16 protein-coding genes are annotated in these 21,018 nt (G+C 68.3%); 4 read left to right on the top strand and 12 right to left on the bottom strand.

What is annotated here, in order from left to right:
• The first annotated feature begins 9 nt into the window (after positions 1 to 9).
• Positions 10 to 2,589 carry an aminopeptidase N gene (gene pepN / locus ACWEPG_RS11205; protein WP_452594390.1) on the top strand — a complete coding sequence of 860 codons (2,580 nt, stop codon included), beginning with the start codon at positions 10 to 12 and terminating at the stop codon, positions 2,587 to 2,589.
• A 63-nt stretch (positions 2,590 to 2,652) separates the two neighbouring features.
• Here the strand turns inward: pepN and ACWEPG_RS11200 are convergent, their stop codons facing one another.
• Genes ACWEPG_RS11200 through ACWEPG_RS11190 form a run of 3 tightly spaced genes read right to left on the bottom strand, consistent with a single transcriptional unit; the run spans position 2,653 to position 4,093 of the window.
• Positions 2,653 to 3,126, bottom strand: coding sequence for a DUF5130 domain-containing protein (locus ACWEPG_RS11200; protein WP_452594389.1), 474 nt, complete (start codon positions 3,124 to 3,126; stop codon positions 2,653 to 2,655).
• Complete coding sequence (ctaJ, locus tag ACWEPG_RS11195; protein ID WP_450115911.1) at positions 3,113 to 3,376, bottom strand: aa3-type cytochrome oxidase subunit CtaJ; 264 nt, start codon at positions 3,374 to 3,376, stop codon at positions 3,113 to 3,115. Before ctaJ ends, ACWEPG_RS11200 begins: the two co-directional genes overlap by 14 nt.
• Before the next feature lie 57 nt (positions 3,377 to 3,433).
• Positions 3,434 to 4,093: an HNH endonuclease gene (locus tag ACWEPG_RS11190; RefSeq protein WP_450115910.1), complete on the bottom strand. Its 660-nt coding sequence runs from the start codon at positions 4,091 to 4,093 to the stop codon at positions 3,434 to 3,436.
• Between the two features lie 178 nt (positions 4,094 to 4,271).
• On the opposite strand from ACWEPG_RS11190, the gene ACWEPG_RS11185 reads away from it, so the two are divergent.
• The 3 genes from ACWEPG_RS11185 (at position 4,272) to ACWEPG_RS11175 (ending at position 7,099) form a co-directional block, all read left to right on the top strand.
• A complete protein-coding gene (locus ACWEPG_RS11185) occupies positions 4,272 to 4,667 on the top strand; it encodes a globin (RefSeq protein WP_450115909.1) in 396 nt (131 codons plus the stop codon).
• 95 nt (positions 4,668 to 4,762) lie between these two features.
• Positions 4,763 to 6,358, top strand: coding sequence for a glycoside hydrolase family 13 protein (locus ACWEPG_RS11180; RefSeq protein WP_450115914.1), 1,596 nt, complete (start codon positions 4,763 to 4,765; stop codon positions 6,356 to 6,358).
• A 96-nt stretch (positions 6,359 to 6,454) separates the two neighbouring features.
• Positions 6,455 to 7,099 (top strand): hypothetical protein, encoded by a 645-nt coding sequence (locus ACWEPG_RS11175; RefSeq protein WP_450115908.1) that lies wholly within the window; start codon positions 6,455 to 6,457, stop codon positions 7,097 to 7,099.
• 39 nt (positions 7,100 to 7,138) lie between these two features.
• On the opposite strand, the gene ACWEPG_RS11170 is transcribed toward ACWEPG_RS11175, so the two are convergent.
• From ACWEPG_RS11170 to ACWEPG_RS11130, 9 genes are all read right to left on the bottom strand, one after another.
• Positions 7,139 to 8,596, bottom strand: a complete 1,458-nt coding sequence (locus tag ACWEPG_RS11170) for an FUSC family protein (RefSeq protein WP_450115907.1) — start codon at positions 8,594 to 8,596, stop codon at positions 7,139 to 7,141.
• Between the two features lie 92 nt (positions 8,597 to 8,688).
• Positions 8,689 to 10,065 carry a glutamate decarboxylase gene (locus ACWEPG_RS11165; RefSeq protein ID WP_450115906.1) on the bottom strand — a complete coding sequence of 459 codons (1,377 nt, stop codon included), beginning with the start codon at positions 10,063 to 10,065 and terminating at the stop codon, positions 8,689 to 8,691.
• Between the two features lie 98 nt (positions 10,066 to 10,163).
• On the bottom strand, positions 10,164 to 12,146 hold the full coding sequence (locus ACWEPG_RS11160) for a YhgE/Pip family protein (RefSeq protein WP_452594388.1): 1,983 nt from the start codon (positions 12,144 to 12,146) through the stop codon (positions 10,164 to 10,166).
• Between the two features lie 3 nt (positions 12,147 to 12,149).
• Positions 12,150 to 12,890 (bottom strand): ATP-binding cassette domain-containing protein, encoded by a 741-nt coding sequence (locus tag ACWEPG_RS11155; protein WP_450134269.1) that lies wholly within the window; start codon positions 12,888 to 12,890, stop codon positions 12,150 to 12,152.
• A gap of 90 nt (positions 12,891 to 12,980) precedes the next feature.
• Positions 12,981 to 14,261, bottom strand: coding sequence for an amidohydrolase family protein (locus ACWEPG_RS11150; RefSeq protein WP_450115903.1), 1,281 nt, complete (start codon positions 14,259 to 14,261; stop codon positions 12,981 to 12,983).
• A gap of 271 nt (positions 14,262 to 14,532) precedes the next feature.
• A complete protein-coding gene (locus ACWEPG_RS11145) occupies positions 14,533 to 15,189 on the bottom strand; it encodes a hypothetical protein (RefSeq protein WP_452594387.1) in 657 nt (218 codons plus the stop codon).
• Entirely contained in the window at positions 15,182 to 15,607 is a 426-nt protein-coding gene (locus ACWEPG_RS11140) for an acyl-CoA thioesterase (RefSeq protein WP_450115901.1), read from the bottom strand. Before ACWEPG_RS11140 ends, ACWEPG_RS11145 begins: the two co-directional genes overlap by 8 nt.
• 29 nt (positions 15,608 to 15,636) lie before the next feature.
• Positions 15,637 to 20,532: an NAD-glutamate dehydrogenase gene (locus ACWEPG_RS11135; RefSeq protein ID WP_450115900.1), complete on the bottom strand. Its 4,896-nt coding sequence runs from the start codon at positions 20,530 to 20,532 to the stop codon at positions 15,637 to 15,639.
• A gap of 64 nt (positions 20,533 to 20,596) precedes the next feature.
• Positions 20,597 to 21,016 carry an acyl-CoA thioesterase gene (locus ACWEPG_RS11130; RefSeq protein ID WP_450115899.1) on the bottom strand — a complete coding sequence of 140 codons (420 nt, stop codon included), beginning with the start codon at positions 21,014 to 21,016 and terminating at the stop codon, positions 20,597 to 20,599.
• Positions 21,017 to 21,018: the final 2 nt, after the last annotated feature.

The following is a 21,018-nucleotide window of genomic DNA, read 5'->3' as shown; positions in this document are numbered from 1 at the left end:
CGTCGAAACGTGGCCCCACCGAACCTGACCCGCGAGCAGGCAGCAGAGCGCGCGGCGCTGCTGACCGTCGACAACTACGCCGTCGACCTGGACCTGACCGACGGTGCCGGGGCCCCGGGCGAGAGCACGTTCCGCTCCCGCACCACGGTCACGTTCGACGCCTCCGAGGGCGGCGCGACGTTCATCGACCTGATCGCGAAGACCGTGCACTCGGCCACCCTCAACGGCCTCCCGGTCGACATCTCCGGCTACTCGGAGGAAACCGGGATCGCGCTCACCGGCCTCGCGGCCCGCAACGAGCTGGTGATCGACGCCGACTGCCTGTACACCAACACCGGCGAGGGACTGCACCGCTTCGTCGACCCCACCGACGACGCGGTCTACCTGTACTCGCAGTTCGAGACCGCGGACGCCAAGCGGATGTTCGCGTGCTTCGACCAGCCGGACCTGAAGGCCACCTTCGACATCCGGGTCACCGCGCCGGTGGACTGGAAGGTGATCTCGAACGCCGCGACCGTCGAGACCCTGGTCGCGACGCCGGGTGAGCACCACTTCCGCACCACCCCACGCATGAGCACCTACCTGGTGGCACTGATCGCCGGACCGTACGCGCAGTGGACCGACTCGTACTCCGACGAGCACGGCCACGTTCCGCTCGGCATCTACTGCCGTTCCTCGCTGGCCGAACACATGGATGCCGAGCGCCTGTTCACCGAGACGAAGCAGGGCTTCGACTTCTACCACCGTAACTTCGGGATTCCGTACGCGTTCGGAAAGTACGACCAGCTGTTCGTGCCCGAGTTCAACGCGGGCGCCATGGAGAACGCAGGCGCGGTGACGTTCCTCGAGGACTACGTCTTCCGGTCCAAGGTCACCCGCTACTCGTACGAGCGCCGCGCGGAGACGGTGCTGCACGAGATGGCGCACATGTGGTTCGGCGACCTGGTCACGATGAAGTGGTGGGACGACCTGTGGCTCAACGAGTCGTTCGCCACCTTCGCGTCGGTGCTGTGCCAGACCGAGGCCACCGAGTACACCAACGCCTGGACGACCTTCGCGAACGTCGAGAAGTCATGGGCGTACCGGCAGGACCAGCTGCCGTCCACCCACCCGATCGCCGCGGACATCCCCGACCTCGCCGCCGTCGAGGTGAACTTCGACGGCATCACCTACGCGAAGGGCGCGTCGGTGCTCAAGCAGCTCGTCGCGTACGTCGGGCTGGAACCGTTCCTGGCGGGACTGCGTGCCTACTTCGCCGAGCACGCCTACGGCAACGCCACCTTCGACGACCTGCTCGCGGCCCTGGAGCGCTCGTCGGGACGCGACCTGTCCGACTGGGGTGCGCAGTGGCTCAAGACGACCGGCCTGAACATCCTGCGGCCCGAGTTCGAGGTGGACGCCGACGGCAACTTCACCTCGTTCGCGGTGCTGCAGGACGGTGCCGCACCCGGGGCGGGCGAGACGCGCGTGCACCGGCTCGCGATCGGCGTCTACGACGACGGCCCGCACGGCAAGCTGGTCCGCACCGAGCGCATCGAACTCGACGTCGAGGGCCCGCGCACCGAGGTTCCCGAGCTGGTCGGCAATTCCCGCGGCAAGCTGGTGCTGGTCAACGACGACGACCTGACGTACTGCTCGGTGCGGCTCGACCCCGAGTCGCTCGCGACCGCGATCGCCCGGATCGGCGACATCGTCGACCCGCTCCCCCGCACGCTGGTGTGGTCGGCTGCGTGGGAGATGACCCGGCAGGCCGAGCTCAAGGCGCGTGACTTCGTCGCCCTCGTGCAGCGCGGCATCGGCGCCGAGACCGAGGTCGGTGTCGTGCAGCGGCTGCTGATGCAGGCGCACACCGCGTTGGCGTCCTATGCCGAACCCGGCTGGGCCAGCGAGGCCGGCTGGCCGGATTTCGCGAACCGGCTGCTCGAACTGGCCCGAGAGGCAGAGGCCGGCTCCGACCACCAGCTCGCGTTCGTCAACGCGCTGACCGGGGCGCAGCTGTCGCCGTGGCACACGGAGGTGCTGGCCGAACTGCTGGACGCCGCGCCGGAGACGGTCGGCCTGCCCGGACTGACCGTCGACACGGACCTGCGCTGGCGCGTGGTGACCGCGCTGGCGGCGGCCGGCGAGGTCGACTCGGAGGGTCCCGAGTCGCCGTTCATCGACGCCGAGGCGCAGCGCGACCCGACCGCGGCCGGGGCACGGGCGGCGGCCGCGGCTCGGGCGGCGCGCCCCCAGGCCGCGGTCAAGGAGCAGGCGTGGGCGACGGTCGTGGGCGACGACTCGGTCGCGAACATCACGGCGCGGTCCATCATCGGCGGCTTCGCCGGGCCCGGCCAGGGCGAACTGCTGGAGCCGTTCGTGGCGCGCTACTTCGCCGACATCGCCGGGGTGTGGGAGCGCCGCTCGAGTGAGGTCGCGCAGACGGTCGTCGTCGGGCTGTACCCGGCGTGGTCGATCAGCGAGGGTTCGGTGGCCGCGGCGGACGCGTTCCTGGCCGGCGAGCATCCGCCGGCGCTGCGCCGCCTCGTCGTCGAGGGCCGGGCCGGCATCGTCCGGTCCCTGGCCGCCCGCGCGTTCGACGCCGAATAGCCGAAAAGGGGTGTCCCTCGCCCGATCGGGCGAGGGACACCCCCTCTGGTCGAGACTGCGCTGCTACGGCTTGGCGATGGCCGCGCTCATCACGCGGATCGCGGAGATCAGACCGTCGATCAGGTTGTTGTCGGCGAACGACGACACGGCCGCCGTCACACCGAGCTGCGCGACACGGTCGGTGACGCGGTCGGCCACGTCCTTGCCGGAACGCACCTCGATGACCCGCTGGTTCGGGGAGACCGCGATGAGCACGGAACGCTCCGCGTCGGGGGTGTTCGGGAACAGCTCGGTGACGCCGGCGGCCGGGTCCGTGCCGAGCGGGCCGACGTACGCGTTGAAGCGCACCTTCGTCGCGCGGGTCGCGTCGGTCAGCGCGTCGTCGAGCGCGACCAGCTCGTCGGTGTCGAACGGGAGCGCGGTGTCGAGCGGCTCGCCGACCCGGTGCACCGCGGACACGCGACCGCTGGAGGTCACCGCCGACCCCACCGGAAGATCGGCCTCGATCACTGCCGGGAAACGGTTACCACCTGCCACTTGCCGAACCTCCGATCAGATCTGCCGAACCGGCCTCGATCGCCGCGTGTCCACCGTGGTGTCCGGGGCGGGTCGTCACCTCGTCAGTGGCGGACCAGAGCACCGGCTCGTGGGTCCACTTCTTGTCCAGGGTGTAGCGCGGGGGCTTGGGACTTGGATCACGCGTGGCCGGATAGCACAGCCCCGCGATGATCGCGATGACGACGACGGGAATCCCGACGAAGATCAGCGTTGTCTCGAGAATGCTCACCCGGCAAAGGTAGCCCACTGGCAGCCAAAATGTGCTCTCGGCCCCGGGAAAACCGGCTCAGGCCGCACCCTCTCCGAGATACCGGAGCCACAGTGGATCGAGTTCCTTCGTCGCGGCGAGCAGCCGCCAGTGCTGGCCCTTCGGCGGGGCCAGCGACGCGCGCAGCGTCCACCCGAGCTCGCTGAGCAGTTTGTCTGCTTTGCGGTGATTGCAGGGGGCGCAGCAGGCGACGCAGTTCTCCCACGAGTGCTCGCCGCCGCGACTGCGGGGGATCACGTGGTCGATGGTCTCCGCCTTGTCACCGCAGTAGGCGCACCGGAATCGGTCACGGTGCATCAGGGCGGCGCGGGTCATCGGGATACGCGCCCGATACGGCACGCGCACGTACTTGCGCAGCCGGATCACGGATGGCACCTGCACCGAACAACCAGCGGAGTGGATGACCTGCCCGAGCGGATCCTCGTGCACGGAATCGGCCTTGTCACAGACCAGCAGCACGACCGCGCGGCGGATGGGGAGTGCGGTGAGTGGTTCGTAAGTCGCGTTGAGCAGCAGCACCCGACGCTTCACCCAGGAGGGAACCGCATCCTCTCCGGGGTGCGAGGGTCTGTTGCCCTCGTCGATCGCATACAGCGGGGAAGCCCCCGACACCGGCCTGTCACGGGCGTCGGCGGGCTCGAGTTGTCGGTGCGTGCGGGTGCTGTGTCGGTGCTTCATGCGACCTCCGGAGAACGACCTGTCCCAGTTGACCACGGATGACGCGCCGACGCACGTGCATTTGTGCCACCGAACACGGGACATTCGGTGAACGGAAGGCGACATCGGGCCGCACATCGACGCAGCGCTCCCGGCGCACATCGACGCAGCGCGATCAGCCAGGCACAATGGTGGCGCCATGAGTGATGCCGAGATGAGCTTCTACGACGCGGTCGGTGGAGCCGAGACGTTCCGCAAACTGATCGCCCGCTTCTACGAAGAGGTCGCGAAGGACGAGATCGTCCGCCCTCTCTACCCCGAGGAGGATCTGGGACCGGCCGAGCGCCGGATGCGGATGTTCCTCGAGCAGTACTGGGGTGGTCCGCGCACCTATTCGGAGGAGCGAGGGCATCCGCGTCTGAGGATGCGGCACCACCCGTTCAAGATCGGTCCGCTCGAACGGGACGCCTGGCTGCGCTGCATGCACATCGCGATCGATTCGATCGACGAGCAGACCATGGACGCACCGCACCGGCGCGCGCTCGTCGAGTACATCGACATGGCCGCCGACTCGATGGTGAACTCCCCCGTCTGACTCGCACCGGGCCGGACGGGAATCGGGGTCGCGACGCGCACGCCTACGAGTCGTGGCGGTCGGCGGCGTGTGGCACTGTGACGGACGTGAGCACAGTGGACAACGCTGCGGAGGCGTCGGATCGGGGGGCAGGCGACAGGTGGTGGACGAACGCCGTCTTCTACCAGATCTATCCTCGCTCGTTCTCCGACGGCAACGGTGACGGGGTCGGCGACCTCATCGGGGTCCGGGACCGGCTCGGCTACCTCGAACTGCTCGGTGTCGACGCCCTCTGGCTGAGCCCGGTGATGCGCTCGCCGATGGCCGACCACGGATACGACGTCTCCGATCCCCGCGACATCGATCCGTTGTTCGGCGATCTCGACGTGATGGACGCGCTGATCGCGGAGGCGCACGCCCGCCACATCAAGGTCACCATGGACCTGGTGCCCAATCACACCAGCGACCGGCACCCGTGGTTCGTGGCCGCGCTCGCCGCCCCTCCGGGCAGTCCCGAACGAGGCCGGTACATCTTCCGCGAGGGTCGGGGCGCCAACGGCGACGAACCGCCGAACAACTGGCCGTCGATCTTCGGCGGACCGGCGTGGACCCGGGTCACCGAGGCCGACGGCTCCCCCGGCCAGTGGTACCTGCACATCTTCGCCCGCGAGCAGCCCGACCTGAACTGGGACAACCCCGAGGTCGCCGAGGACCTGTACACGACCCTGCGGTTCTGGCTCGACCGCGGCGTCGACGGATTCCGGATCGACGTGGCGCACGGTATGGCGAAGCCGGAGGGCCTGCCGGACCACGACTGGGACCTCAACGAGCTCATGCGCAACGACGACGACGACCCGCGGTTCAACAACCCGGGTGTGCACGAGATCCACCGCGGCATCCGGAAGGTGATGAACGAGTACCCCGACACGATGTCCGTGGGTGAGATCTGGGTCCGCGACAACGAGCGCTTCGGCGAGTACATCCGGCCCGACGAACTGCACCTGGGATTCAACTTCCGGCTCGCCGAGGCCGAGTTCGGCGCCGAACAGGTGCGCGCCGCGATCGACAACTCGCTGGCCGCCGTTGCCGCGGTCGGCGGGACACCGACGTGGACCCTGTCGAACCACGACGTCGAGCGGGAGGTGACCCGGTACGGCGGCGGCGCGGTCGGCTGGGCGCGGGCGCGGGCGATGACCCTGGTGGAGTTCGCACTGCCCGGCGCCGTGTTCGTCTACAACGGCGCCGAACTGGGGCTCCCGAACGTCGACCTTCCCGACGAGGCGCTGCAGGACCCCGCGTGGGAGCGATCCGGGCACACCGAGCGCGGCCGCGACGGTTGCCGTGTCCCGCTCCCCTGGCAGGGCTCGCAGGCGCCGTACGGGTTCACCACCGCCGACTCGAGTTGGCTGCCGATGCCGGCGGACTGGGCGGCGCTGACGGTGGAGGCACAGCTCGAGGACGTCGGCTCGATGCTGTCGTTGTACCGCTCGGCGATCGAACTGCGGGGCCAGCGTCCCGAGTTCACCGGGACCGAGATCGACTGGTACGGAAGCCCGCCCGGATGCTTCGCGTTCCGGCGACGTGGCGGGCTGATCTGCGCGCTCAACTCCACCGATGCCCCGATCCCGCTGCCGCCCGGACAACTGCTGCTCGCGAGCGCGCCGCTCGTCGACGGGGCGTTGCCCGGCAACGCGGCCGCCTGGCTGGTCTGACACGCCGGCGACGCGACGGCCGCGACACGTGACGATTCGGCACGCCGCACCCCCAAATCGGGCAATCCCACCACTGAACCAACTAGACTGCGCCGCATGCTGATTCACCCGACTCTGCGCATGCAATCGTGGGGATTCGTCGTCGGCTCTCTGCTGTTCGCCCTCGGTTCCGCCCCCTGGATCTCCACTGCGATGGGCACAGGGGCCGCCAACACCGCATTCTTCATCGGATCGTGGTTCTTCACCGCCGCCGCGTTCGTTCAGCTGGTGTTGAGCGGTCCTGCGACCACCACGGACCACGGCAAGCCGGCGATTCGAGCCGAGTGGCTGTCCGCAGCAATCCAATTCCTCGGGACGGTGCTGTTCAACATCAGCACGGGAGCTGCGCTGCACGCACACACGATCAAGGGGGAAATGCACCTCGTGTGGAATCCCAATGCCGAGGGATCGGTGGCCTTTCTCGCGAGCAGTGCACTGGCCGTCCTGATTCTGCTGCGGGCCAACCAGATCTGGGAACCGGGCTCGAGGGACTGGCAGAGCGTGTGGTTGAACATGCTCGGGTCGATCGCGTTCGGCATCTCGGCAGCGGGCGCGTTCGTCACCCAGGACGGCACGTCCCTGGACACGGCGCTCGCCGTCGGTGGCACGTTCGTCGGCGCGCTGTGCTTCTTCGCCGCCTCTGCCGTCTGCCTCGGCGAGGACGACCGGCCCGCGGAGGAGTTCGCCGACGCGGTCGAGTGAGTCCCGCCGCCGTCCCGGCCGTCGCGTGCGCACCAGTCGCTACTCGACCAGCGCGACGAGTGATCGGTTGATCCGGATCAGCGGTGGAAGCAGCGTCGCGACACACTGATCCGGATCTGCGGACCCGGACCGCCCCACGTGACCGGTCACCGCGGCGTCATCGAGACGGACCGTGGTTCCGCCCCGGTGTCCGGCGTTGCGTCGGCGCACCAACTCGATGTTTCCCTGCACGTCCCGAATCACCGATTCGAGTGCACGTCCGGCGCCGCAGGCCGGTTCCTGCTGCGGCACCGTGACGGCACCTGCCCTGGCCAACGCGTGCGCCCCCCTGTTCGTTTCGCGCAACCGACGCTCGAACCACGCCACGGACCGTCGGCTCGCGTCATCGGGTCCTCGATGAGCGGCACCGCCGCGGCCCGCACCACGGCCAGTCTCGCGTCGAGGGCCCGAGTCGTGGCGACCACCTCCGCGGCAGTGCCCACTCCCTTTGCGGTGCCGGAACACCGGTCGAGGAGATCCGACAACGATCGTTCCCACCACCCGCTCACCCGCGCGGGCGAGCACCTCCCCGCGGGTGCTGGTACCGGTGTAGACGAGGAAGGCCGTGACCACCGCCCAGTACCAATGTCCCGGATTGACGAGGGAACCCGCGACCATCGCGGCGGTCGCCGCGACCGCGACCGCGACCTGTACGGCCGCACGGTCGCTCGCCGACCGGACGGAAGAGTCGCCGCCCTCCGCCCGTGATGCGCGATGCTCACGCGCGGTGTCCGGCGCCACCGGCGTTCGGCGACCCAGCTGCCCCAGCGTCGCGTGCGCCTCCACCGCCCGGTAGGCGAGCTGCGCTGCGAATCCCTCCTCGGTATCGGCGTCCACCGACTCGGCCGCGGCCCGCGCTCGTACGAGCGAATCCGAGGCATGTTCCGCGGTCGGGTTCGGGCGCAACACGTCTGCCAGTTCGTCGGCGGCCCGGCTCACACAGGCACCTCTGCGCGGCCAGAGGGAGGCCATGAAGGCGAATGCCTCCTCGGTGGTCACCTGAGCATCGAAGACGGCGCGGGAGAACTCGGCGCTCTCGACACCCAGACACGACCTCGTGTCGTTTCGGTCGATCCAGTCCTCGATCATCATCGCCGTGGTCTCGATCCGGTCGAGGGTTCGGCTCGGAGCGGAGCCATCGGAACCTGCACTGCGCCGGATCACGTCCAACCCGGACCGGCTCTCCGCACGCAATGCCTCCAGCAGACTGTTGATCTCGCGCAGTGGGGTCTCCGGAAACACCACGGTGCGCACGAAGACGGTGACCGCCACGCCGGTGCAGATGCCCAGACACAACAGCGGCAGTTCGGCGACCGTGGCGTGGAGAACCAGCGCGGCCACCGCCAATCCCAGCGCGGTGACTGTGATCAGTCCGCTGCGCAGTCGCTGGTGGCCGGGGTCGGTGATGCTCAGGTAACGCAGTGTGCGCCGCAGCGGTCCGTCCACGGTCCCGGCCACCTCGACCTCCTTCCGGCACGGAAAAGGGGAGGTACCGGTGCTCATCCGCACCCGCACCTCCCCTGTCCGTCAGCTACGGCCCGGCCACGAACTCAGTGCGCGAATCCCTTCGCGGTGTGCTCGGTACCCTCCTTCAGCCGGGCGACGACATCCCTGATCGCCAGCACCAGCTTGTAGGCCATGTCCCGGCTGAAGCCCTCCCGCAACACGATTCGCAGGACCGCGACGTCCTCCGCGTCGGCAGGCATCGTGTAGGCGGGAACCTGGAAGCCACGGGCGCGCAGTTCGTGCGAGATGTCGAACACCGTGTACCCCGGATCGCCGACAACTTCGAACGACAGCACGGGAATCGCGGTGCCGTCCGTGATGACGTGCATGTCGTCCATCTTGGACAGCTCCGCCGAGATCATCAGGGCGGTGTCCCGGAGCGACTCCATGATCTGGGTGTACCCCGCAACACCCAGCCTGATGAAGTTGTAGTACTGGCCCACCACCTGATTGCCCGGACGCGAGAAGTTCAGGGTGAAGGTCGGCATGTCACCGCCGAGGTAGTTGACCCGGAAGACCAGGTCCTCCGGCAGGTACTCCTTCGAGCGCCACACGACGAACCCGATACCCGGATAGGTCATGCCGTACTTGTGGCCGCTCACGTTGATCGACACCACCCGGGGAAGGCGGAAGTCCCACTTCAGTTCGGGATGCAGGAAGGGAACCACGAAGCCACCGCTGGCGGCGTCGACGTGGATCGGCACGTCCGGTCCGCCCTTCGCGGCGATCTCGTCGAGGACGTCGGAGATCTCGGCGACCGGCTCGAGTTCACCCGTGAAGGTCGTGCCGAGGATCGCGACCACGCCGATGGTGTTCTCGTCCACGGCCTCCCGCACCTGCTCCGGGGTGATGACGTAGCGGTCCTTCGCCATCGGGAGGTACTTCGGTTCGACGTCGAAGTAGCGGCAGAACTTCTCCCACACGACCTGGACGTTGCTGCCGAGAATGAGATTCGGCCGCGCCGTGTCCTTGCCCGCAGCCTCCCGTGCCGCGCGCCAGCGCCATTTCAGCGCGAGACCGGCGAGCATGACCGCCTCCGAGGAGCCGACCGTGGACACCCCGGTGGCGGACGAGGGATCGGACTCGTCGAGGTCCTCCGCATTGAACAGGGCCGCGACCATGTTCACGCACCGGGTCTCGATCTCCGCGGTCTGCGGGTACTCGTCCTTGTCGATCATGTTCTTGTCGAACGTCTCGGCCATCAGGCGATCGGCCTGCGGATCCATCCAGGTGGTCACGAAGGTCGCCAGGTTCAGTCGCGAGCTGCCGTCGAGCATCAGCTCGTCGTGGATGAACCGGTAGGCGGCTTCCGGATCCGTTTCGGACTTCGGCATGCGAAGCGCCGGCACCGGATCGGTTCCGAGCCGCCCCGTGTACGCCGGGGCGAGGGTTTCTGCCGGAGCTGCAAAGGAATCAGACATCTTCTCTCCAATACTCGGTTCCACAGATCACAGAGGTTGAGGGAAATCTCCGGGCTTCGGTACCGCACACCGCCCGGTCACCGGATGGTTTCTCCTGGTCACACCTCCAGGGGTGGGTAGAGCCGCTCCATGGTGTACTGGCGGTTGCGGCGGACGGAGAGCGCGCTGGCGGTGAGGCTCACGACCAGGATGCCGACCAGTACTGCGATCGCGATCCACAACCGGGAGTCGACGTGCTCACCGATGGTGAGCTGTCGCAACCCGTTGACGGTGTAGGTCATCGGGTCGAACGGGTGGATGTACTGGAACGGCTTGGCGGTCGTCGGCACGGGGTAGATGCCGCCCGCGGAGACCAACTGGAGCATCAGGAAGGCGAGGGTCACCACACGCCCGACCGCGATCCCGAACACCGCGTTGAATGCCTGGATCATCGCCAGGTAGGTCGCGGAGATGAGCATCAGGAACGCGATCGTGCCGAGCACGTGCTTGACGTCGAGCCCGACACCGAAGTGGACGACGGTGTACATGACGATCACCTGCAGGATCCCCACCAGGAGCGCGGGCCAGTACGACGCGAGCACCGTTCGGTACAGGCCCAGCCCACCGACCGTGGGCCGGGACTGCAACGGGGTCAACAGCATCCAGGTGATGATGCCGCCCACGAACAGCGCCAGCGACAGGAAGAACGGCGCGAAACCGGTACCGAAGGTGGGCGCCATGTTCGTGTAGTCCTGCTTGAGGCCGACCGGAGTCGACAGGGTCTCCGCCGTCGCGGTCTTCTGCTCGTCGGTCCAGCTCGGAACCTGTCCGGCCCCCTGCTCGAGCGCGGTGGCGAGCTCGTGCGATCCGGACTGCAGTTCCACCATCCCGGACGCGAGCTGACCGGCACCGCTGGCGAGCTGGTTGCTGCCATCGGTCAACTGGACCATCCCCGAGCTGAGCGTGGCCGCACCGGCGCTGAGTTCGTCCGCACCACTGCGCAACTGCTGAAGATCCGACGCGATCCCACCGTTCTGCAGCATCGCCAGCCCGGATTGCAGCGGGCTGCTCGGGTCCGTGAGCTGGTATTCGACCGCGCGGGCGTCCTCGCTGAGGCGGCTGATCTCCGCCTGCAGCTCCCCGGTGTCACCACGCACCTGCTGGGCGGTGAGAGGCGACAGCGCGGCCACGGCCCGCTGCACCAGGGGATCCGAGCTCTGCCTGAGGATGTCGAGTGCTTGCGAGACCGCGGTGGCGGGCGCAGGTGCCGACTCGGGCAGCCGGCTCCCGAGCGCCTCCAACGACTGCCGGAGCTCGGACACCTGGCCGCTGACGTTCGGGACTGCACCACTGCCCAGTGCATTGATCAACGGGGTGGTGGCACCGTCGATCGCCGTCGCGAGTTGAGCTGCGCCACTTGCCAGTTGTGCCGATCCGGATTCCGCGGTGACCATGTTCGTCGCCAGTTCGTTCGCACCCGAACTGAGCTGGTCCGCCCCACTCTTGGCGGTGTCGATCCCGGAGGCCAACTGGTCGGCGCCGTCGGCGGCCTGCTTCAGTCCGGAGCCTGCGCTCTGCAGGCCGGTGAGAACCTGCCCGACGCCCTGCGCACCGATGGTCGAGTTGACCTGGTTGATGACCTGTTCCGAGGCGTCCTGCCCGATGATGGTCGCGAGGTAGTTGTTGGCGTCGTTGAACGTGAAGATCAGCTCCGCCTTCTCCGGGTTGTCCCCGTTCGGCGATTCGACCGCCGCGCTGAAGTTCTCGGGCAGGGTGATCGTGTAGTAGTACTTCCCGGATGCCAGGCCCTCGGATGCCTCCTCGTCGGAGACCTCGGCCAGGTCCAGCTGTCCGGACGCGATGAGCGACTTGACCACCTGGTCACCGGCGTCGAGTTGCTGTCCGTCCGCGGTGCGGCCGGTGTCGTTGTTGACGATCGCGGCGGGGATCTTGTCGACCGCGCCGAACGGGTTCCAGAACGCCCACAGGTACATCGCACCGTAGAGCAGGGGCATGAGGATGATCGTGATGATCGCGATCCGCGGCATGGTGCCGCGGAAGTACCGCTTCGAATCACTTCCGAGGGACACTCCTGCCAGCATGGGTCACCTCCCCTCGGTCATGACGCCGATGTCGCCCGCGCCGAGCAACCCGTGCATGTCGACCACCGCCCGCACCCCGGTGCCCGGCGGGAGCGGGTTGACGTCCGCGGTGATCACCGACTGCTTCTCCCCCAGTGCCACAAGACGTTCGAGGAGTCCGAGCCGTTCGTCGTCGTCGGCGATCTTGTCCATGCGCCCGACGACGAGCAACGGTGGGCGGCGGGTGTTCGCCACCGCGATACGCAGCAGCAACTGCTGAATCTCGGGGAGGTCGTCCACGAAGGCGTTCAGCGCCGGCAGCGGCACGTCACCGAACACCTCCGCGCACATTCGCTCCACACCGTCTTCGTGCACCCTGGGAACGAACCGGTACCACGGCGACTGCCACCGCAACTGCTCGGTGACCATGTCACGGACGGTGACCGACGGGCTGACGTCGTCGATTTCGTTCACGCACGCGATGGCGGACTCCGCAAACACCTTCGCGGGTTTGTTCGTGTGGCCCAGCACGGTCAGGGTTCCGCCCGACAGGCGCATTCGGCCGCACAGTGCCATGAGCAGCGCGGTCCGAGCGGCACCGGACTGCGCGGCGAGCACCGTCACCCCACCCTCGTCGATGTCGAGGTCGAGGGGGCCGAACACGTGCCCCCACGGCCCGTCGAGCTCTATTGCCCTCGCGGACGCGAGCGATCCGGGAATCGGTTCCCAGAACTTCTCCGGTTCCGCCGTCGTGGTCTCGACCAACTCACACCTCTCCTCCCGGGCCGTTCGACGAGTCGACGGCGCGCGCGTGACAGTGTTGTTCGGGTTCGATGGATGGCTCGACGAGCCGGGTCAGAGGGTGTTCTTGACGATCTCACCGTTCTTCACGATGACGGCCAGGTTCTTTCCCGGATCCGCAAGCAGGTTCAGGTCCTCCAGCGGGTTGCCGTCGACGAGCAGCAGGTCGGCCCATGCGTCCTTGGCGATGACACCGAACTGCGCCTGCCGGTAGGGGTCACGCTCGCCCGCAAGGCGGAACAGCTCCGCGTTCCCCGATGTCAGCATCCGCAGTGCATCGAGGTTGCTGTAGTGGTCGCCGAGGCGGGCCGCCATCTCGCTCTGCCTGGCGGCCAACTGCGGCTCGAGGAGAAGATCGGTGCCCCACGCAACCTTCACGCCGTGCTTCTTCGCCCACTGGTACACCTGGTCGGTACCGGTGCAGATCTCCCGGTCCTTCCCCGCCCGGTCGGGATCCGGGTAGTGGTGGTCACCGAGCGCGAACGGCTGCATCGACAGCCACACCTCCCGCTCGGCCAGCATGGCGATCGTCGGCTCGTCGGCCAGGTGACCGTGCTCGATGGACTTGACGCCGGCCTCGACGGCGCGGTGGATTCCGGTGACGTTGTAGACGTGCGTGGCGACGTAGGTGCCGTAGTCGGTCGCCGCATTCACCGCCGCCCGCAACTCGGCGGGAGTGAACTGCACCGTGTACAGGGGGTCGTACATCGATGCCGCACCGCCACCGACCATCACCTTGATCTGGGACGCACCCTTCTTCAACTGTTCGCGGACCGAGGCCAGCACCTGCGCCTCACCGTTCGCGACCCGCATGAAGCCGATCTTCTCCGCGCGGGACTCCTCGCCGGACAGGGCGGTTGGAGTGTCGTAGACGAACCCGAAGTCGCCGTGCCCACTTGTCTGCGACACCGCGGCCTGTGACGGATAGATCCGCGGCCCCTCGAACTGTCCGCTGTCGATGGCCGACTTGATGCTGCCGGTGTCGCCGGCCATGTCCCGAACCGCGGTGAACCCGCGCAGCAGCATGCGCCTGGCCTCGGCGAGACCGTTGATCGCGATGTGGCTCTCCGAGCCCATGACCATGTCGACGTAGGTGTTCGCATTGCCCACGAGATGGACGTGCGCGTCGGACATGCCCGGCATGAGGACCCGTCCACCGGCGTCGATCACATGCGTCTCGCGTCCCGGTTCGTCACCGATCGGGGACTCCGAGACCCCCACCACGCGGTCCCCGTCGAGGAGAACGTCCCCGGCGACGAGTTTGTCGGACACACCGTCGAACACCCGAACATCACGAAAAACAACGCGCTGCTTTGCTTTCGAAGAGGTCGTCATGCCAGCGAATAGTAAGCAAAAATCAAGGAATCGTCTCAACGGGATTCATGTCGTTTCGGAACGTTATCTTTTCGAGATCAAGCACAGGGAAACTGCGAAAATGCATCGAAATACGTTATGGCACAAAACCTAGTTCAATATAACTGTAGCGATAAACACTATCTTGAACGTGAGTCGAATTCACAGCTATTCAAGGGCAATACCTCGAATTCCCGAGCCGCGTCGGTGGGTCGTGGCAGATTCCGTGACCCGCCCACCGACGCAGTCGCCCCTACACCACCGAGAGCGGAATCTCGCCGCCGCGCCTGGCGAAGACCGAGCCGTAACGGGCGTCGAGGCGCAGCCAGGTGCGTGCGGCCCGGACCCGGACCAGCTCGGCCGGATCCACGACCGCCGCCTCGACATCCCCTCCGGGGACGAAACCCATTGCGGTCAGAGCGAACACGGTCCGCATGGTGACACCGACCTGCTCGCCGCCGCCGTCGACGGCGAGCACCTCCTGGTCGAGCAGGGAGGCGGGCGGGCCATGACCGCCGTGTTCGGCGGCGACCTGGGTGCCCTGCCGGGCCAGGTCGACCAGCAGGTGCGCGGGCACGTCGTCGACGTGCACGAATCCGTGCTCCGGCGGCAGCGCACCGCGCCACGCCGAGTCCATCGGGAACCCGGGGTCGATCTCCTCCTCCGTGCCCCCGAGCGCGTGCAGCAGTCCGTCCGCGGCGGCGGTGATGTCCCCCGGACGCATCCTGCCGGTCACCACCCGAGCAGCGAGGACGTCGAAACCCGTTGTCGTCCAGGCAACCAGGTGCTCGTCGTCGCGGCGGTGCAGGCGCACGACCGCGGCCTCGTCGAGCCGGACCGCCCGGGCCAGGAACGCAGTCAGGTTCGCGCGCTCTCCCTGCTCGGGAACGATGAGGGCGCGGTCAGCCACGCTGCCAGCGCTCCAGGTACTCGCGCTCGGGGGCGGTGATCCGCCGCAGGCGCTGGGTGTCGATGTCGAACGCCGCGATCTGGGTGGACGCCACGATCGACGGCGCCGAGGCCGGGTCGGCGCCACCGGCGCGCACCTCGTACCCGATGGTGAAGTCCACCGCCCGCACCTGGTCGATCCACATCAGCACGTCCAGCGGACCGTCGTCGTGACGCAACTGGCCGCGGTAGCGCACGTGCAGGTCCACGATCACCGCGCCGTCACGCAGCGCCACCGTCGGCAGTCCGTCCTCGAACAGCCACGGGATGCGGGCCTCCTCGAGCAGGGTCACCATCCTGGCGTGGTTGATGTGCTGGAAGACGTCCATGTCGGACCAGCGCACACCCACCTTCGTGTGGAATCCCACCTGCGTGGCCACCGCCCCGTTCGTACCTGCAAGTTCCCCGCTCACCGCGTTCCCTCCGCTCGGGTGCCCGCTCCGCGCACCATGCTCCGTACCTGACGCGCCGCCACCGACAGCGTCGCGAGGTCCAGGGTCCCAGACTCGGCGATCTCGCCGAGCGCCGCCCGCGCCCTCGCCAGCCGGGAAGCGTTCGTGGACTCCCAGTCCTCGATCTTCTCGGCGGCGCTCTCGTGCGGCTCACCGGCTACCAGCACGTCCATGGTCAACGACCGCAGCGACCCGTACAGGTCGTCGCGCAGGGCGAGTCTGGCCAGCGAGTGCCAGCGGTCCCCGCGTTCGAGTCTCGATACAGCGGTGAGGAATTCGTCGATCCCGAGGTGTGCGTCGAGCGCGTAGTACAGCGTTCCCACCTCCTCGTGATCCCGCTCGGTGATGTCGGCGATGTCGATGATGTCGAGCACCGGGAACGCGTCGAGCATCCCGAACACCTGCAGCGCAAGATCACGCGGGCAGTTCCGCTCGAGCACCGGCGCCGTCCGGGCGTCGAGTTCGCTCAGGTGGTGTCCGCGCAGCCACCCGGGCACCCGCGGCATCAGTTCCCGCACACGCGACGCGTACCGGTTGATCTCGGCGCCGACCGCGAGCGGCTGCGGCCGGTTCGACAGCAGCCAACGCGAAACGCGGTCGATCATCCGGCGCGCCTCGAGCACCAGATCGTCGCTCACCGACACCGGCACCGCGGCGTGCGCGATCTCGGCCCGCACTCGCCGCAGGTCGAAGATCTCGGTCGTGGCGGTGAACGCGCGGATCGCGTCGGTGCTGCTCGCGCCCGCCTCCTCCGCGAGCCGGTAGGGGTAGCTGATACCGCTGACGTCGATGGCCTCGTTGGCGAGCATCGTCGCCACGATCTGCCTACGCAGGCGATGGGTGCGGATCTGCAGCGCGAACTCCTCCCGCAACGGCCGGGGGAAGTACCGCGGCAGCCGGGTCGCGTAGGTGTCGCTGTCGGGCAGTTCGCTGGCCAGCAGATCGTCCTTGAGGACCAGTTTCACGTGGGCGAGCAGGGTCGCGAGTTCCGGTGAGGTCAGACCCCGACCGGCCTCGGCACGCCGGGCAATCTCCTCCTCGGTGGGCAGGACCTCCAACCCGCGGTCCAGACCACGGTCGCGTTCGAGGACGGCAATCAGCCGCGCGTGCACCCCGAGCATGCCGGGTGCGTCGGCCCGTGACGTGCCCATCAGCTGGTTCTGGTCGATGTTGTCGCGCAGCACGAGCCGGGCCACCTCGTCGGTCATCGACGCGAGCAGTTCGTTGCGTTCCGCGTGCCCGAGTGCGCCGCCGCTGACCGCGGTGTCGAGCAGGATCTTGATGTTCACCTCGTGATCGGAACAGTCCACCCCGGCCGAGTTGTCGAGAGCGTCCGTGTTGATCCGTCCTCCGGACAGGTCGTACTCGACCCGGCCACGAGAGGTGACGCCGAGGTTGCCACCCTCCCCGATCACCTTGGCCCGCACCTCGTTTCCGTTCACCCGTACGGTGTCGTTCGACTTGTCACCGACGTCGGCCTGCGACTCGGCGGAGGACTTGACATAGGTGCCGATGCCGCCGTTCCACAGCAGGTCCACCGGTGCCCGCAGGATCGCCCGGATCAACTCCGGCGGCGACAACTCGGTGACCGCGTCGCCGAGTCCGAGTGCCGCCCGCGCTGCGGGAGCCAGCGCGACCGACTTCACCGAACGCTCCCACACGCCCCCGCCGGCGCTGATCGCGCCCCGGTCGTAATCCGCCCACGACGACCGGGGCAACCGGAAGAGCCGCTCCCGTTCGGCAAACGACCGGGCCACGTCCGGATTCGGGTCGAGGAACACGTGCCGGTGGTCGAACGCCGCCACCAGCCGCAGACGCCGGCTGAGCAGCATGCCGTTGCCGAACACGTCGCCGCTCATGTCACCGATCCCCACCGCGGTGAACTCGTCCGTTGCGACGTCCACCCCCATTTCCCGGAAGTGCCGCTTGACGGATTCCCAGGCCCCCCTCGCGGTGATGCCCATCGCCTTGTGGTCGTAGCCCACCGAACCACCGGAGGCGAACGCGTCACCGAGCCAGTAGCCGTACTCGGCGGCGACCTCGTTGGCCAGGTCGGAGAAGGTGGCGGTGCCCTTGTCGGCCGCGACCACCAGGTAGGTGTCGTCCCCGTCGCGGCGCACCACCCGCGCCGGGGGCAGCACCCGACCGGTGGCGGTGTCGACGTTGTCGGTGACGTCGAGCAGGCCGGAGACGAACAGCCGGTAGCAGGCCTGCCCCTCCTCCAGCGCCGACCGGCGATCGACGGCAGGGTCTCCGGTCGGTGCTGGTGGCCGCTTCACGACGAACCCGCCCTTGGCCCCGACCGGAACGATCACCGCGTTCTTGACGGCCTGGGCCTTCACCAGACCGAGGATCTCGGTGCGGAAGTCCTCGCGGCGATCCGACCAGCGCAGCCCGCCGCGTGCCACCGGACCGAACCGCAGGTGCACACCCTCCACCCGCGGCGAGTATGCGAACACCTCGAACCGCGGACGGGGCCTGGGCAGTTCGCTGACCTGTCCGGGGTCGAGCTTGAACACCAGCACGTCGCGGTGGGCGCCGTCGGAGCCGCGCACATACACGTTGGTGCGCAGCGTCGCGAGGACGAGAGAGAGCATGCCACGCAGGATCCGGTCCACGTCGAGACTGACCACCTCCTTGATCCGGGCTCGCAGGTCACCGACGAGATGCTCGGCCCGGGACACGTCGGCGGTGTCCGGATCGAAGATCGACCCGAAGAGGTCGACCAGCAGCCGCGCCGTGTCGGAATGCTCGAGCAGTACCGACTCGATGCGGAACTGGCTGTACGGGAATCCGGCCTGGCGCAGGTACTTGGCGTAGGCCCGCAACACTGCGGCCTGCCGCCAGCCCAACTGCGAACGCAGGACGAGTTCGTTGAACTTGTCGGGCTCGGAGTGTCCGTTCCAGACCGCCGTGAACGCGTCCGTGAAGCGGCGCCGCAGCGCTTCGGCCTCCGCCGCGGCCGGCTCGCCGCGGTCCTGCTCGAGATCCTCCTCGAGGGCTGCACCGATCAGTTCCGGCGCGGCAGACAACCCGAAATCATATATCCAGCAAGCAATTCCGTCTGGTCTGACCACTCCGTACGGCCGCTCGTCGACGACCTCGACACCGAGCGACTGCAGCACCGGAAGCACCTGACTCAGCGAGACACCCTCACCGGTGATGTACAGCGTGAACCGCCACCGGCCGGGTTCGGCACCGTGCCTGCGGTACAGCTCGAGATCGATCTCCCCCACCCGCAACGCCTCGAGCCTCGCGATGTCGCGGGTGGCGCGGACCGCCCCGAAGTCCTCCTTGTAGCTTTCCGGGAGTGCCGCCGCGTACCGCTGCGCGGTCAGCGACGTCACCCGCGGTTCCTCGGCCGTGGCGTCCATCAGGTCGTCGTCCCAGGCCCGGGTCGCGGCCGCCAGCAGTGCCTCGATCCGTTCCCGGTTCGCGGCAGAGGTGTCCACGGAGGGGGTCGCCGCACCGGGTTCCGTCCGAATCGTGAAGTGCACCATCGCCAGATCCGACTCGGTGACCCGGGCACTGTAGTCGAGCACACCACCGCCGAGCTCGCGCAACAGGATCGACTGCATCGCCAGGCGGGAACGGGTGTTGTACCGGTCCCGCGGCAGGTACACCAGTGCGGAGACGAAGCGGCCGTCGTGGTCGTCGCGAAGGAACAGCCGGGCCTGCCTGCGCACCCCGATCGCGAGGACGGCGGTGACGGTCTCGAACAACGCGTCGACACCGATGGAGAACAGCTCGGTGCGCGGCAGCGACTGGATCACCTCGAGCATCGCCTGCCCGGAGAACGAGTGCAGCTCGAAGCCCGCCCGCGCGATCACGGCCCTGGCCCGACCCGAGATGACCGGGATGTCGAGGATGTTCTCGTGCACCGCCGTCACCGTGAGAACTCCGAGGAAGCGGTGCTCGCCGACGATCCGCCCGGCGCCGTCCAGGTCGACCACCCGCACGAAGGACGGGTACACCGACCGGTGGACGGTGGCGGGCGACGGCCCCTGTGCATAGGTCAGCAGCGGCTGATCCGGGTCGAATCCCGGTGCGGGAAGGTCGATCCGGTGATCGGTGCGGGTGGCGGCGCCGAGCACCCCGAGGCCGCTCCCCGAGACGATGCGCGCGGTCGGAGCGCCGTGGACCGCCGGATCGCCGTATTCGTAGCGGCGGTAGCCGAGCAGCGCGAAGTTGCCGGCCGCGAACCACCGCAGCAGCGCCGCGCTGTCGCGCACCTCCCGCTCCGGGTATCCGGCGGCATCGCTGTCGGCGAGTTCCTCGAGGTGTTCGGCGAGCTCGCGCTGCAGGCCCCGCATCCCGTCCGTGTCGGCGATGACCTGCCGGACATCGACGAGCACGTCCTGGACCGCGACGGCGAGCGCGTCGAACATCGCGGGGTCCGTCGCCGGATGCAACTGCAGATGCATCCACGATTCGGAGTGGGTGGACCGTTCGTGGTGTGCACCGTCGACCAGCACGTCGACCAGGGCGCCGTCGGCATCACGGCGAACCCGCAGCACCGGGTGCACGATCTCGACGACGGTCACCCCGAGGCGCGCCAGCAGCGCGGTGACGGACTCGACGAGCATCGGCATGTCGTCGGTCACCACCTGCACCGCCGGCGCGCCTGGGGTCGGCACGCACACGCGGGCGATCGACTGCCCCGGCGCCCGCTCCCCGGCGAACTCGAGGTGCGCCCGGAAGCCGGCCATCGCCTCGTCGGTGATCGCTCCACCCGTCCAGGCGAAGTCGGTGCCCCGGAAGTAGGCGGCGGCCACCTCCGGTAGGTGCTCGGCGACGGCGGTGGGCAGCCCCGCCGCCCACCCCGGGCCGAATCGATCTGCGGACACGGTCATCTCGCGGTCACCCCCTGATCACTGGGACAGGTGTGCACCGCTGAGCCTAGTCGGCTCGTCGCGCCTAGGGCGTGACCTCGACGGGCGCGTACGACCGCAGCAGTTCCCGGGTGCGATCGGGCAGCGGAACCGACTTCTCGGTCTCCGGATCGAACCCGACCATGACGCCCTCGACCTCGACGCACACCTCGCCGTTGCGGTCGCGCAGCACCTGCCGCACGCCGAACGACGAGGTGCCCACGTGCAGGATCGACACCTCGATCGTGACCGGCCCGGTCTCGTCCGTCACCGGACGCAGGTAGTCGAACGCCATCTTCCGCACCACCATCGGGGCGAGCGGCGCGCCCGCCCCGATGATGCAGTCACGGAAGAACCGGGTCCGAGACTCCTGCGCGTACTCCGCGTACAGCACGTTGTTCACGTGGCCGTTGCGATCGGAATCGCCCCAGCGCACCTGAATCTCGCACGTGTAGGACTTCGTCACCC

The organism is Rhodococcus sp. NPDC004095, from assembly GCF_053604015.1.
This window is presented reverse-complemented; position numbering and strand designations above follow the sequence as displayed.

Excerpts from the sequence above, each read along its gene's own strand:
- ACWEPG_RS11190 (WP_450115910.1), bottom strand. The coding sequence starts at position 4,093 with ATGAAGCACCGACACAGCACCCGCACGCACCGACAACTCGAGCCCGCC.
- ACWEPG_RS11185 (WP_450115909.1), top strand. The coding sequence starts at position 4,272 with ATGAGTGATGCCGAGATGAGCTTCTACGACGCGGTCGGTGGAGCCGAG.
- ACWEPG_RS11175 (WP_450115908.1), top strand. The coding sequence starts at position 6,455 with ATGCTGATTCACCCGACTCTGCGCATGCAATCGTGGGGATTCGTCGTC.
- ACWEPG_RS11165 (WP_450115906.1), bottom strand. The coding sequence starts at position 10,065 with ATGTCTGATTCCTTTGCAGCTCCGGCAGAAACCCTCGCCCCGGCGTAC.
- ACWEPG_RS11160 (WP_452594388.1), bottom strand. The coding sequence starts at position 12,146 with ATGCTGGCAGGAGTGTCCCTCGGAAGTGATTCGAAGCGGTACTTCCGC.
- ACWEPG_RS11150 (WP_450115903.1), bottom strand. The coding sequence starts at position 14,261 with ATGACGACCTCTTCGAAAGCAAAGCAGCGCGTTGTTTTTCGTGATGTT.
- ACWEPG_RS11135 (WP_450115900.1), bottom strand. The coding sequence starts at position 20,532 with ATGACCGTGTCCGCAGATCGATTCGGCCCGGGGTGGGCGGCGGGGCTG.